Origin of the sequence: Embleya australiensis (genome assembly GCF_051903075.1) — a bacterium.
Taxonomy (GTDB): domain Bacteria; phylum Actinomycetota; class Actinomycetes; order Streptomycetales; family Streptomycetaceae; genus Embleya.
This window is the reverse complement of sequence record NZ_CP182423.1, coordinates 2,118,050-2,131,849: the sequence shown is the minus strand read 5'-3', so window position 1 is coordinate 2,131,849 and position 13,800 is coordinate 2,118,050. Positions and strand designations below refer to the sequence as shown.

At 72.1% G+C, this 13,800-nt stretch carries 12 protein-coding genes; 6 read left to right on the top strand and 6 right to left on the bottom strand.

The genetic code is table 11. The features are described 5' to 3' along the window. Positions 1-73: 73 nt before the first annotated feature. Positions 74-2,356, bottom strand: coding sequence for an MMPL family transporter (locus tag ACMXN5_RS39580; protein WP_439679727.1), 2,283 nt, complete (start codon positions 2,354-2,356; stop codon positions 74-76). A 435-nt stretch (positions 2,357-2,791) separates the two neighbouring features. On the opposite strand from ACMXN5_RS39580, the gene ACMXN5_RS39575 reads away from it, so the two are divergent. The 3 genes from ACMXN5_RS39575 to ACMXN5_RS39565 all read left to right on the top strand — a co-directional run bounded on the left by ACMXN5_RS39575 (position 2,792) and on the right by ACMXN5_RS39565 (position 4,776). After that, the gene (locus tag ACMXN5_RS39575; protein ID WP_439679726.1) at positions 2,792-3,397 is read left to right on the top strand and encodes a TetR/AcrR family transcriptional regulator; all 606 of its coding nucleotides are present in this window, start codon (positions 2,792-2,794) and stop codon (positions 3,395-3,397) included. Between the two features lie 165 nt (positions 3,398-3,562). Further along, a complete protein-coding gene (locus tag ACMXN5_RS39570) occupies positions 3,563-4,294 on the top strand; it encodes a hypothetical protein (protein ID WP_439679725.1) in 732 nt (243 codons plus the stop codon). Positions 4,295-4,452: 158 nt separating this feature from the next. After that, positions 4,453-4,776, top strand: a complete 324-nt coding sequence (locus tag ACMXN5_RS39565; RefSeq protein ID WP_439679724.1) for a hypothetical protein — start codon at positions 4,453-4,455, stop codon at positions 4,774-4,776. A 60-nt stretch (positions 4,777-4,836) separates the two neighbouring features. On the opposite strand, the gene ACMXN5_RS39560 is transcribed toward ACMXN5_RS39565, so the two are convergent. Then, positions 4,837-5,595 (bottom strand): DeoR/GlpR family DNA-binding transcription regulator, encoded by a 759-nt coding sequence (locus ACMXN5_RS39560; protein ID WP_439679723.1) that lies wholly within the window; start codon positions 5,593-5,595, stop codon positions 4,837-4,839. 50 nt (positions 5,596-5,645) lie between these two features. On the opposite strand from ACMXN5_RS39560, the gene ACMXN5_RS39555 reads away from it, so the two are divergent. After that, on the top strand, positions 5,646-6,290 hold the full coding sequence (locus ACMXN5_RS39555) for an HAD family hydrolase (protein ID WP_439679722.1): 645 nt from the start codon (positions 5,646-5,648) through the stop codon (positions 6,288-6,290). 93 nt (positions 6,291-6,383) lie between these two features. On the opposite strand, the gene ACMXN5_RS39550 is transcribed toward ACMXN5_RS39555, so the two are convergent. Then, on the bottom strand, positions 6,384-6,929 hold the full coding sequence (locus ACMXN5_RS39550; protein ID WP_380003974.1) for a YceI family protein: 546 nt from the start codon (positions 6,927-6,929) through the stop codon (positions 6,384-6,386). A gap of 126 nt (positions 6,930-7,055) precedes the next feature. Here ACMXN5_RS39550 and ACMXN5_RS39545 point away from each other — a divergent pair, with 126 nt between their 5' ends. Further along, positions 7,056-7,679, top strand: a complete 624-nt coding sequence (locus tag ACMXN5_RS39545) for a MarR family winged helix-turn-helix transcriptional regulator (RefSeq protein WP_439679721.1) — start codon at positions 7,056-7,058, stop codon at positions 7,677-7,679. Between the two features lie 44 nt (positions 7,680-7,723). Here ACMXN5_RS39545 and ACMXN5_RS39540 read toward each other — a convergent pair whose 3' ends face one another. Together ACMXN5_RS39540 and ACMXN5_RS39535 are read right to left on the bottom strand one after the other, a co-directional pair. Beyond that, positions 7,724-8,485: a putative protein N(5)-glutamine methyltransferase gene (locus ACMXN5_RS39540; protein ID WP_439679720.1), complete on the bottom strand. Its 762-nt coding sequence runs from the start codon at positions 8,483-8,485 to the stop codon at positions 7,724-7,726. A gap of 327 nt (positions 8,486-8,812) precedes the next feature. Then, positions 8,813-10,033 carry an MFS transporter gene (locus tag ACMXN5_RS39535; RefSeq protein WP_439679719.1) on the bottom strand — a complete coding sequence of 407 codons (1,221 nt, stop codon included), beginning with the start codon at positions 10,031-10,033 and terminating at the stop codon, positions 8,813-8,815. A gap of 205 nt (positions 10,034-10,238) precedes the next feature. Between ACMXN5_RS39535 and ACMXN5_RS39530 the strand changes: the two genes are divergently transcribed. Next, on the top strand, positions 10,239-13,229 hold the full coding sequence (locus ACMXN5_RS39530; protein WP_439679718.1) for a helix-turn-helix transcriptional regulator: 2,991 nt from the start codon (positions 10,239-10,241) through the stop codon (positions 13,227-13,229). Here ACMXN5_RS39530 and ACMXN5_RS39525 read toward each other — a convergent pair. Further along, entirely contained in the window at positions 13,192-13,476 is a 285-nt protein-coding gene (locus ACMXN5_RS39525; RefSeq protein WP_439679717.1) for a hypothetical protein, read from the bottom strand. The two genes, ACMXN5_RS39530 and ACMXN5_RS39525, sit on opposite strands and share 38 nt — an antisense overlap. Positions 13,477-13,800 lie beyond the last annotated feature (324 nt).

Sequence of the window (13,800 nt, the reverse complement as noted above, 5' to 3'; positions counted from 1 at the left end):
GTGTGCCCGAGCCGAAGCCCGGGCACACCCCGCTGTCGCGTTGTCCGGTCGGATCAGACCTCGATCGCCCGGATCACACCTTCACCGTGTCCAGATCCGGATCCCGGTCCGACCGCCGCGACCCGTCCTCGGAGTCCGGCGCCGTGTTCGCGTCGTCGTCCCCGAGGTACTTCCGCAGCCCCTCGCCCTCGACGTCGACGTTCGGGATCAGCCGGTTGAGCCAACCCGGCAGCCACCACGCGGACTTGCCGAGCAGGGCCAGGACGGCGGGCACGATCGTCATCCGGACCACGAAGGCGTCGAAGAGCACCGCCGAGGCGAGGCCGAAGCCGATCATTTTGACCATCGACTCGGGCGCCCCGATGAAGCCGGCGAACACCCCGATCATGATCAGTGCTGCGGCGGTGACCACCCGGGCGCCGTGGCGGAATCCGCTGACCACGGCCTGCCGGGGGCTTTCGCCGTGGACGTACGCCTCGCGCATCCCGGTGACCAGGAACACCTCGTAGTCCATGGCCAGGCCGAACACGATGCCCACCAGGAAGATCGGCATCATGCTCATGATCGGCCCGGTCTGGTCGACCCCGATCAGGCCGCCGAGCCAGCCCCACTGGAAGACCGCGACGACCGCGCCGAGCGAGGCCACCACCGAGAGCAGGAAGCCGCCGGCCGCCTTGATCGGCACCAGGACGGACCGGAACACCGCCATCAGCAGCAGGATCGCGAGGCCGACGACCAGGGCCAGGTAGGGCAGAAGTGCGTCGTTCAGGCGCTGGGAGAAGTCGATGTTCAGCGCCGGTCCGCCGCCGACCAGCGTCTCGGCACCGGTGCGGGCCTTGGTCTGATCCGCCGTGTCGCGGATCGCGTGCACCAGGTCCTTGGTGGCGTTGCTGCTCGGCTTGGAGTTCGGCGTGACCTCGATGATGGCGGTGTTGCCCGCCTTGTTGAACGTGGCCTCGCCGACCGAGGCGATGCCCTTGACCTTGCCGAGTGCCTGGGTGACCTCGGCAGCGGCCTCCTTGCCGTTGTTGCTCTTCGCGGCGTCCACCACGACCAGCAGGGGCCCGTTGAAGCCGGGGCCGAAGCTCTCGGTCAGCAGGTCGTAGCCGCGTCGTTGGGTGGTGTCGGTCGACTTGACGCCGTCGTCCGGGAGGCCGAGTTGCATGCTGCCGACGGGGATCGCGAGGGTGCCCAGGCCGAGTACGGCGATCACGAGCACCCGGATCGGGTGGCGCAGGACGAACCGGGCCCAGCGGGTACCCATGTTCGGCTTCTCCGCGGCCCGTCGGTGCACGCTGCCGCCCTCGGCGGCCTCGGCAGCGAGCAGTTCGGCCTTCCTGCGGGCCTTGCGGCCGAAGATGCGCTTGCCCGCGAAGCCCAGGATGGCGGGGACGAAGGTGAGCGCGACCAGTACGGCCACCGCCACCGTCCCGGCCGCGGCCAGGCCCATCTCGGTCAGCATCGGGATGTTGACCACCGCGAGGCCGGCGAGTGCGACGATCACGGTGAGGCCGGCGAAGACCACCGCGGAGCCGGCGGTGCCGACCGCCCGGCCGGCGGCGTCCTCCGGGTCGTGGCCCTTGGTGAGTTCGTTGCGGTAGCGCGAGACCACGAACAGCGCGTAGTCGATCCCCACCGCCAGGCCGAGCATCATGGCCAGGGTCGAGGTGGTGGGGGAGAGGTCGAACACGCCGGCCAGGGCGGTGATGGAGCCGACGCCGACCGCGACGCCGAGCAGCGCGGTGAGGATCGGCAGACCCGCGGCGACCAGGCCGCCGAAGGTGATCACGAGTACGACGGCCGCGATCGCGATGCCGACGATCTCGCCGTTGCCGGGACCGGAGTCGTCCTGGAGCGCGTCGCCGCCGATCTCGACGGTCAGGCCCGCGTCGCGACCCTTCTGCGCGGCGTGTTCGAGGTTGTCGCGGGTGGCGTCCTTCAGCGTGTCGCCGGAGACCTGGTACGACACCGCGGCGTAGGCGGTGGTGTGGTCCTTGCTCACCGTGCCCGCCGTGTACGGGTCGTCGGCGGCGGCCGCCTGGTCGCTGCCCTTGAGCGCGCCGACGACCTGCTCGACGACCGCCTTGTTCTTGGCGGAGTCGATCTGCTGCCCGGCGGGGGCGCGGAAGACGATCCGCGCGCTCGCGCCGTCGGCCGCCGCCTCGGGCATGCGCTCGCCGAGCAGGTCGACGGCCTTTTGCGCCTCGATGCCGGGCACGGTGAAGGGCTTGGCGGCGGGTGCGGACGCGTTGGCGGCGCCGAACCCGACGAGGGCGATGATCGCCACCCAGAGCAGGACGACCAGGCGCCTGCGCCGGAAGGCACTCCGGCCGAGTCGATACAGGAAAGTGGCCATGAAAAGGGGTCTCCAGGCTCATGCGAGTCGGGACTGAACGGGGCGGGACGTGTGGCATCGACCCGGACGACACGTGTCGAAACCGCCGGGTTGGATATGCGTGACGCAAAGGAGAAACAGAGACAGGGCAGGTAAGGGCAGGTGAGGGCATGTGCGAGCAGGTCGCGGCCCCGTCCGGCCGAGCATTTTTACTAGCCGGACAGTAGAAAGTATTCACCGCGATCAACCCCGCGGACGTCCTTCGGAGGTTCTGGCCGCGCGTACTACGTGGGGCGTAGTTTTTACTGGCCGTACAGTAGAAATAGTCTTCGACGCAGGTCTTGGAACCAGATCTCGGTAGTAGGTCTCGGAAGCGGGATCCGCAACCAGGACTCGGAAGCAGGTGCCGTGCGGGGGACGCGAAGGCGTTCACCGCCACCGGGGAAGGATGCGCGCGTGACCGGTCAACGAGGCGACACCCGGCGCCGCGTCCGAGATGCCGCACTGACGCTGTTCGCCGAGCGGACCTACGGCGCGACCCGGCTCCAGGACATCGCCGACGCGATGGGCGTGACCAAGGCCGCCCTCTACTACTACTTCCACACCAAGGAAGAGATCCTCGCCGACCTGGTCGAGCCGGCCGTCGAGGAGCTGGAGGCGATCCTCGACCGGGCCGAGGGGCACGGCTTCTCGCCCGCCGCGACCCGTGATCTGCTCGTCGCGATGGGCGAGTTGTACGCGCGGGACCGGCGCCTGCTCACCGTGCTGATGTTCGACCGTACGTTCCGGGCCCAGCCCGTGCTGGGCGCGCGGGTGTTGGCTTGCCGGCGGCGTACCCAGCGGGCGTTGAACCGGAGCGACGCCGAGGACACGATGGTCGGCGAGGTACGGGCGCTGGCCGCGCTGGCGGCCCTCACCGTTCCGCTGGCCGCGCTGGAGGGGTATGAGGACCTGCGACCGCTGGTCGGGCCGTCGGTCGCGGCCGCGTGCGCCGTGCTGGGGATCCGGCCGCCGCGCGCCCGGGCGGGGGCGGCGGCCGTCGGCTCGACGGTTTCGGAGTAGCCGGGCGCCGGATCGACGCGGGGGCGGCTGCGATCGGGCGGGCCGTGTCCGCTCCGGTCCGTGCGGCTCCGTCGCGTTCCGCTCGGTCCCGCTTTGTCCCACCGGCCCTTGGCCTCGGCGTAATACCGGTGGCCGATTCCGGTTGGCGCAATAAAGTTCGGCGTCATGGACGTGACGCCGCTTTCCGTGTCGGCCTTCGTGGTCGCCGCCGTCGCGGTCATGCGGCTCGCGGCGTTGGCCGACGTGAACCTGAAAGCACGGGAGACGCCGGAGGCGCGGCACTCGTGGGCCCTGCTCGGGTACGACCACCGGGCCGCCGGTTGGGACCCGTGCCTCGCGTACTGGGATCCGCTGCCGATGGCCCACCAGGCGCTCGACGCGGCCGACGCGCTCGACGCGCCCGACGCCGTCGCCGACCGCCTCGGCAACGGCCGCCCGCTCGTCAACGGCCGCTGGGCCGACCGGAGTTGGCTGAGTGTCCCGGGCCCGTTCTTCATCGGCGCGGACGGTGCGGGCCCGGACGCTCCGATGGCCGCCGCCCATCTCCTGGCCGACGACGGGCGGCGGGCCTTCGTCCACCGCCAACCCCGAACGCCGCGCGAGGTGTGCGACTTCCTCGCCGCGGCCGCGACCCGGCCGGCCGGCGGCTGCGGGTGGGACGGGGACGAGTACTGGACCCCGGCGGCGGTGCGCGCCTGGTGGGCCGACCGGGATCGGGTCCGCGCCTGGATCGACGCGCGGCTGGCCGATCCCGATCCGGCGTACCACGACCCCGCGACGCTGCGGGCCTTCGCGGCCCATCTCGACCACGGCCTCGAGGACTATCTGCGCGGGTACCTGTTCTGGCTGATCACGGGCCGGCAGCCGACTCGGCACGATCCGCTGCCGCCCCTGTGAGGCGCGGGCTCACGCCGCCCGGGCGGGCGGCCCGACCCTATCCGGCAGGTCGGCGGGCGCCCCTCATCGATCGCCCTCCGCGGCGGCGACCAGATGCTCGATCGCGGCGACCATCGGCGGTGGTGCGGACAACGCCGTGGTGGGGAAGGGTGCCGGGCATGGAGCGTTCCGAGCTTGCGACGGTGCCGCCGTGGCGACGCACCGGCATTCGACACTTTCCGCATGCGGCCATGGTGCGGGGAGTGTGGTGGGTGCTGCGCCTCAATGTCTTTCCGGATCATCCGATGTTCACGCTGTTCGTCGACGGTGCGCGGCGTTTCGACTTCGACGACTCCCCGCCGTACTGGGACCTTTGGGCCGAACCGACGGTTCCGCCGCTGCCGGCCGAGGCCGTCGAGGCGGCGTTGGCGCCGGTGCGGGACTTCGTGGCGTACGGCAGCGAGGTGGGGCGTCCCTGTGACAACGTCTTCTGCTGCGGATGAGGCCCGGACGTCCGCCGTTCCGCCGCTCCCATGGGCCGGCAGGCGCGTCGGCACGGGAGTTCAGACCACCCGTACGTCCACGCCCAGGTCGCGTAGCCGCTCGACCGCCTCGCTCGGGGCGTCCGCGTCGGTGATCACCATGTCCAGGTCGGTCACCGGACAGACGTGACCGAGGCCGGTACGGCCGAACTTGGCCCCGGCGCAGACCGCGACGATCCGCTGCGCCGAGGCGATCATTGCCTGCTTGACCGCGATTTCGTCCAGATCGTGGGCGGTCAGCCCGTGCTCGACGGAGATGCCGCAGACGCCGAGGACGGCGGTGTCCACCCGCAGTGTGCGCAGCGAGTTCTCGGTGAGGGGGCCGCTCAGGCTGAGCGCGCCGGGTGTGCTCCGGCCGCCCGGGACGAGCAGTTGTACGTCGGGCGCGTCGCCGAGGACCCGGGCCGCGTGCAGGTCGAGCGGGACGACGGTGACCCGGCGGCGGGCCAGGACGCGGGCGATGGCCAGGCCCGTGGTGCCGCTGTCCAGGATCAGCGATTCGCCGTCGGTGACAAGCGAGTCCAACTCGGCGGCGATGCGGCGTTTGCTCTCGGTCGCCTCGTGCTCCCGGACGCCGAACGGCAGTACCTCGCCACGCAACATCAGGCTCACCGCGCCACCCCGCACCCGCCGCAGCACACCGCGCTCGGCGAGTTGGTCGAGATCGCGGCGGATGGTCATCTCGGAGCAGCCGGTCTCCTCGGCCAGCTCCGCGACCGTGACGCGCTCCGTTGTACGCATCCGTTCAATGAGCGTTTGTTGACGTTCCGCACTTTCCATGCGTTCAATCAAACGTATCGGATGTTCGAAAGTCAACGGAGGGAGCGCCCATGGGTACCCGATGGATCGTTTTCGACTTCGGCGGGGTCATCTGTGTCCCGCCCTCCGACGCGGCGAGCGAGGCCCTGGCCGGTGTCGTCGGAGTCACGGCGGCGGAGTTGTGGTCGGCGTACTGGCCGGATCGCATCGACTACGACGCGGGCACGGTCGATGCCGCCGGGTTCTGGCACGGGGTGTGCGCCCGGTTGGGCCGTCCGACGCCGGACGCGGCCGGGCTCGGCCGACTGGTGGCCGCCGACCTCGCGGTCTGGATGGACATGAACCAGGACACCCTCGACCTGTTGGCCGAATTGGCCGAGTCGGCGGGCGACGCCGACCCCGGTCTCGCGCTGCTCTCGAACGCCCCGATCGAAATGGCCCGGCACATCGAGGAGCAGGACTGGTCAGGGCTGTTCCGGCACCGGGTGTTCAGCGCGGACCTGGGTCTGGCCAAGCCCGACGCGCGTATCTATCTCCACCTGTGCGAACGGCTCGACGCGCGCCCCGACCAACTGTTGTTCATCGACGACCGACCGGAGAACGTGACGGCGGCCCGAGCCCTGGGCATCGAGTCCCTCCACTACACGGACACTCCGACGCTGCGCGCCGACCTCGCCCGGCTCGGGATCACCGCTGCCGCTTCGTCGCACCTCTAGGGAGCCCGCCGGGGTTGGGTCGCCGGGCCCGGTGCGCTTCGGAGAGTGGGCGCACCGGGGCCCGGCGTCGGCGGGGTCGGCTACAGGCGGGGGTCACGCCTGCTTGGCTTCGATTTCCAGGACGATGGTGATCTTGTCGCCGACCGCCGCGCCCGCCGCACCGCCGGTGACGCCGAAGTCGCTGCGGCTGATCTCGGTGGTGGCGGTGAAGCCGGCGACCGGGCTACCGTCGAAACCGGTGCCGAAGCCGTTCAGTTCGAGCTCGAGGGTGACCGGCTTGGTCACGCCGCGCAGGGTCAGGTCGCCGTCGACCTGGTAGACGAGCGCGGACTCGGCACGCACACCGGTGGAGGTGAAGGTCAGCGTCGGGAATCCGTCCGTGTCGAGGAAGTCCTCGTTGCGGATGTGGTCGTCGCGCATCTTGTTGTTGCTGTTGACCGACGCGGTCTCGATGGAGGCGGTGACCGAGGACTCCAGCGGGTTCTCGGCGGTGACGATCGAGCCCTCGAAGGTGTCGAAGCGCCCGCGGACCTTGGCGACACCGAGGTGACGTACCGAGAACGAGACGTCCGAGTGGACCGGGTCGATGGTCCAGTTGCCCGCGATGTAGCCGGGGATGGTCTCGACGGAGGTGGTCATGGGAACTCCTTGGAAGTGTTGCGGTGGGGTGGACCGGCCCGCCGCGATGTTCCGCGCCGGGTTTGTTGAACGCTCAGCAACATAGCACCCATAAGTTGAGGATTCAACAAGTCTTATGCTGTTCCCATGAACGACGACGATCGGCTGACCACGTCCGAGCGCGAGATCTGGCGCTCGTACTTCACCGGGACCAGGGAACTCGCCGCCCACCTGGACCGGCGGATGCGCCGCGAGGCGGGCATGCCGATGACGTACTTCGAGATCCTGGGCCTGCTCGCCGAATCGCCGGATCATCGGATGCGGATGAGCGAACTGGCCGCCGCGTCGTTGTCGTCCAGTAGCCGGCTGTCACACGCCGTGACCGCCATGGAGAAGTCCGGATGGGTCTCCCGGGGCCCCGCCGAGGGGGATCGGCGAGGCTGGGTCGCACATCTGACCGATGCCGGCCTGGCCGCGCTGGCGGAGGCCGAGCCGACCCACGCGGCCACCGTGCGGGAACACGTGTTCGACACGTTGACGCCGCGCCAGGTGGCCTCGATGGCCGAGATCGGCCGGACCATCCGGGACGGCCTGAGCGGGGTCTGCGCGAGCGCCCGGGCGGAGGCGGCGGGGGTGGACGGATCCGAAGCCGAAGCCGAGGCCGGGCCCGAGGCCGGAGCGGGTGCCGGGATCGGCGCCGGTGCCGGTGCCGGCGTCGAGATGGAGGAGATCGACACCGGGATGGACTGTCCGCTGGACGGCTCGGAGTAGGCCGGGGTGGGCGGGGGAGGCTGGGCGTCCCGGCCTGCCGACCCCTATCCGTGCGCCCGCGTGCCGATCACGACCGTGGCGTACAACTCCTCGGACTCGACCACCCGCGTACGCAGGCCGGCGGCGCGGAACACCTCGACCGTCAGCGCCGTCTGCCGCTCGCTGGTCTCGACCAGCAGCCCGCCGCCGGGGGCGAGCCAATCCGGCGCCGCCGCGGCGACCCGACGTTGCACGTCCAGGCCGTCCGAGCCGCCGTCCAGCGCCACCCTGGGCTCGTGGATCCGGGCCTCCGAGGGCAGCAGTTGGATGTCCTCGGTGGGCACGTAGGGGGTGTTGGCGATCAGGACGTCGATCCGGCCGCGCAGCGACGCGGGCAACGGTTCGTACAGGTCGCCCTCGTACACCCGATCCGCCGCGATGTTGCGCCGCGCGCACCGCACCGCGGCCGGGTCGATGTCGGCGGCGTACACCTCGACGCCGGCCACCTCGGCCGACACGGCCGCGCCCAACGCGCCCGAGCCGCAGCACAGGTCGACCACGACCGCGCCCGGACGGGCCAGCGCGACGGCCTGTTCGACCAGGAACCCGGTACGCCGGCGCGGGACGAAGACGCCCGGGTCGACGGCGATCCGCAGGTCGCGGAACTCGGCCCAGCCGAGCACGTGTTCCAGCGGGAGGCCGGCCACCCGGCGATCCACCATGGCGGCGAGCTCGGTGGGATCGCCGGCGGTGGAGACGAGCAACCGCGCCTCGTCCTCGGCGAATACACAACCGGCGGCACGAAGCGTGGCAACGATGGGCGCCATCGACGAAGTCGAGGAGATCGAGGACGTCGGGAACGGTGCGGCGGAGGAATCCGACATGAGAGCCTTGGAGCCTTTCGGGATGCCGAAGGGTGCTCTCGCGGGCTCACCTATGCCAGGAGGCCGCACGGTCGTGGAAGGAGAGCACCCGACCTGAAACAGCGGTAATGGGTCCCACCTCCTCGACGTCGAGTCCGATCCGCGCCCCGAACCGGGCGCGGCGGCAACACTACCCGACGGGGCTCGGCGCGTACGCCGGGGTTCCGTCACGTACGCCGCCGCCCGTGCCACGTACGCCGCCGGCCGTTTTCGTACGCCCCGCCCGTGCCGCTACGCCGGAGGCAGGGACGCGGATGGTCCGTCGACGGCTTCGCCGCGCCGATCGACGCCGACCAGGACCAGGCCGCCCAGAACGAGCGCGCCGGTGCCCAGGAAGGCCGCCGGGTAGCCGGTGGCGCCGATCACCACGCCGACGCCGACCGCGCCGATGCCCATGCCCGCGTCGAAGGCGAGGTTCCACAACGCGCTCACCCGACCGAAGTCGTGCGGGCCGACCCGCTCGAACATCAACGACTGGGTGACGTTCTGGGCCACCCCGAAACCGGTGCCGAACACGGCGGCGCCGACGAGTACGATGACCGGATCGGCCGGGCGGGCCAGCAGCGCGACGCCGATCGCGACGGCCGCGATCGAGGGCCCGAACAGCCGGGCGTGGCCGTGCCGATCGCCGAAATGCCCGGCCCACCAGCGGGCCGCCGGCGTGGTCGCGGACTGGACCAGCATGGCGATGGTCACCAGGGTCAACTCACTCGACGACACCGCGAGCGGCAGGAACGTCACGACCACCCCCGCCGCCAACGTGCAGCCCGCGAACGTCACGGCGGGCCGGGCCAGCGCACCCGTCCGCAGTCCGCCCAACACGCCGCCGCGCGCACCCGAGGGCGCGGGCCGGTTCGTGGGCAGCGCGATCGCGGCGCCGAGCGCGCCCAGGCAGCACCCGGTCGCGATCGCGAACACGGCGGTGTAGCCGAGGTGTTCGCTCATCCACAGGCCGAGGGGCAGGCCCAGGATGCCCGGTACGCCGACCGCCGCGCCGTACAACCCGAGCCCTTCGCCGCGCCGTTCGGCCGGAACCAACTCGGCGGCCAGCGCGGTGCCGACCACCATCACGATGCCGAGCCCGGCCCCGCGCAGCAGACACACCCCGACCACCAGCGGCACCGCGGCCGACCACGCGAGCGCCATCGTGGGCGCGCCGAGCAGCACCAACCCGAGCACGAACACGGCCCGATAGCCGAACCGGGCCGTCAACGCCGGCACCGCGACCTCGGCCGCCACGGTCGACACCATCAACGCCCCGGTGACCACCCCGGCCGCCCCGGCACCGGAGCCCGAGCCCGAACCGTCGGCCACATACAGCGGAACGACCGACAGCAGCAGATAGAAGCCGACCATCGCACCACAGGCTGCGATGATCGTGGCCACCATGGCCCGGGTCAGGATCGGCCCGGGCGACCCCCCGTCGAGCGAACACTGCACAGGCGCGGTCATGGAAACCCCTTCGAACTTCGACCCGATCCGACCCCACCGACACTGCCGTCCGCACCCCCGACCCCACATCGGGCAAACTCCCCGACCGGCCCCCGAGATCGCCCTAGATGTGTTGCCCACGCCGGCCGGTGCCCCCGCACGGGTACCGCTCCGGGCCGGATCACGACCCGGCGGGTGGGACGGGTGGCGGTGACATGCTGGGGACGTGGACAACGATCGGGGTGAGCGGGGCGGGGCGGGCCTGGTGGGGCGGGTCCGGGAGCTGGACGTGTTGGGGCGGGCCTGGGAGGAGGCCGGGGCGCAGGGGGCGCTCGTCGTGCTCGTTCGCGGCGATGCGGGGATCGGGAAGTCGCGGCTGGTCGAGGAGTTCGCGGCGGGGCCGCCGGCGCGGTCCCGGGCCCGGGTGGTGCGCGGTGGGTGTCTGGACATGGGGCCGGACAACCTTCCGTTCGGGCCGTTCGTCACCGCGCTCCGCCGGCTGACGCGCGACCTCGGGACGACCGCGACCGCCGCGCTCCTGCCTGCCGCCGGCCGCCGGGGAGTGGCCCGGCTGTTGCCCGAACTCGGCGATCCCGTACCCGAGTCCGATCCCGACCTGGGTCGGGCTCGGTTGTTCGAGGAGGTCCTGATCCTGCTGGAGCGGGCCGCCGAGGAGCGTCCGCTCCTGCTCGTCCTGGAGGACCTGCACTGGGCCGACCGCTCCACCTGCGAACTGCTCGCGTTCCTGGCCCGCAACCTCGACCAGCCCGGCGTACTCGTGCTCGGCACCCACCGCCCGGTCGCCCCGCACGGCGACGAGCCGTTCGCCGCGCTCCCCGGCCTGCTCGCCCGGCTCCCCAACACCCGCACCCTCGACCCGGCCCCGCTCGGCCGCGCCGAGGTGGCCCGCCAACTCGCCGACCTCATCGGCCGGCCGCCGGATCCCCGACACGTGGAACGTGTCCTGTGCCGCAGCGAGGGCAATCCGCTGTTCGTCGAGGCCCTGGCGAACACCCGAGCCGAACCCGACGCGGACACCGCCGGCGAAACCCCGGCGCCGCTGCGCGAGTTGCTGCTGGCCGGCGTACACCGCGTCGGCCCGCCCGGCCGTCGCCTCCTGCGTATCGCGGCCGTTGCCGGAACCACCGTCGGCCACGCCCTCCTCCACACGATCAGCGCCCTCGACGCCGCGACGGCCATCCCGGATCCGGACCTGGACGCCGGCGATATCGACGACGCGCTGCGTGCCGTGATCGACGCCCGGCTGCTGCTCCCGACCGGCGACGGCTACACGTTCCGGCACACGCTGATTCGCGACGCGGTCTACCACGACCTCCTCCCGGGCGAGCGGATCCGGCTGCACGCCCGGTGCGCACGGGCGCTGACCGCCGATCCCGCGCTCGCGCCCGAGGGCCGGGCCGCCGCCGAATCGGCCGCGCACTGGTACGCCGCCGGGGACCGGCCCCGCGCCTTCGCCACCGCCTGGCGTGCGGCGGGCGCGGCCGGTGCGGCCTGTGCCTACGCCGAGCGGCTGGCCATGCTGGAACGTGTCCTGGAGCTGTGGGACGCCGTTCCCGACCCGGCGGGGGACCTGGGCGTGGACCGGATCCGCGTGCTCGAACTCGCCGCCGACGCGGCCGCCCACGGCGGCGCCGCGCACCGCGCCGAGATCCTGCTCACGAAGGCCCTGCACCTGCTCGACCCGGCCCGGGAGCCGGAACGCACGGCCCTGGTCCTGGCGAGCCGGGCCGCCGCGCGGGAGCACACCGGCCGGGACGCGCTCCCCGACCTGGAACGTGCGGTGGGGCTGGCCACCGGTGACGAGGCGACGCCGGTGCGGGGCCGGCTGCTCGCGTCCCTGGCCGGCATCCTCGCCGCACGCGGCCGGGACGCGGACGCCGACCAGTACGCCCGGGACGCGCTCCGGCTCGGCGAGGCGGCGGCGGACGCCTCGGTCCGGGCCCGGGCGCTGACCACGTCGGCGATGTTGGCCGCCCGGCACGGCGAACTCGCGGCCGCAGTGGGGCTGTACGGGCAAGCCGCGCACATCGCCCGGGACGCCGGGTGCGACGACGACCTGCTCGCCGCGATCGCGGGCGAGGCGGACGCGCTCCAGGCGGCGGGCGAACACGAGCGGGCCGCCGAGGTGGCCCGGCGGGGTGTGGCCACCGCGCGCGACCTGGGCCTGGCCCGTTCGCGCGGAACGCTGCTGGCCGCCAACCTCGCCGAACCGCTGGTCTCGCTGGGCCGCTGGGCGGAGGCGGTGGAGATCGTGACCGACGCAATCGCCCTGGATCCGCCGCCGGTGTATCGGGCCTGGTTGTACGTGGTGCGCGCCGAACCGGCCGCCGCCGTCGGCGCGCACGACGTGGCGGCCGACGCGTTGCGTGAGGCCCGGGCCGCGCTGGGGGCTCCGCACGGGCAGGAGACGTGCCTGGAGGTGGACGTCCTGGCCTGCCGGCTCGCCTTCGCGCGCGACGACCTGGTCGAGGCGGAGCGGCTCGCCGCACACATCCTGTCCGACCACGACCTCACGCTGAGTCGACGCTACGCGTGGCCATTCCTGGTGGTCGCCCAACGGATCGCGCAAATCCGCCTCGCCCAAACCCTACGCGCACCGACCACCCAAGCCGAAAGCACCGACCGCATAGCCCAACTCCGGGCACTGGCCGCCAAGTTGCCCACCGCAGGCCCCCTTCAAGCAGCCCACCGCGCGACATTCGAAGCCGAGGCCGGCCTGGCCACCTGGCCCGACGCAATCGCGGCCTGGCAGGCGATCGGCCAACCCCATGCCCTGGCCGAAACCCTGCTGAGCGCGGCCACGGCGTCCCTGACCACCGGAAACCGACCCACGGCCGCCACCTACCTCCAACAAAGCGCGACCCTGGCCGACCAACTGGGCGCCACCCCGCTACAAACCCGAATCACCCACCTGTCCACCCGCAGCCGCCTCCCGACAACCCCCGAACCCCCCGCCCCACCCACCAACCCCGGAACCCAGCTGGGCCTGACGGCCCGCGAATTCGAGGTCCTCTCCCTACTGGCCCAAGGTCACACCAACCGCCAAATAGCCGAACTCCTCTTCATCTCCACCAAAACCGCCGGAACCCACGTCTCCAACATCCTCACCAAACTCCCCGCAAAATCCCGCACCCAAGCCGCCACCCTGGCCCACAACCTCAACCTGTTCCCAGCCCCACACAGCCCCGCCCCATAAACCTCCAAACGCGTTTGCGCCGGTCAAGCGTGAAGTCCGGCGCCGTGACGAACCGATCGGTGTCGGTAAATGCGGTGTCGGCCCGCGCGTTGCGCCGGAGCAGCGCCCCCTCCAGCACCGCGAACACGGCCGCGCGCAGTTTGGCCCTGGCCTCGGTCCGCAACGCCGCCGGATGGAGGAACTCGGAGAAGCGACCCTCACTCGGATCGCCCGTCGGCATGCTGTCGTAGCCGTGAGGGAGGATCACGGCGGCTATCGAACGCTGCGGCGGTGACCACCCGCCGATGACCCCACTGTCGAAGGGGAGAGGCATGGCGACCTCGCTGTACGACCCGGCCGCCCTCGTCGTCAAGGGGCCGGTGTCCGCACATACCTGCCCCGGACCCACGACACGGCGCGGCCGGCCCACCGTGCCCCGCACCGCGGCCGACTCCCGCCACCAGCCCCCTCAGCCCATCCGGCGGCGGCCGACTCGCCAACGCCACCAACCCCCTCAGCCCATCCGGCGGCGGCCGACTCGCCAACGCCACCAACCCCCTCAGCCCATCCGGCGGCGGCCGACTCGCCAACG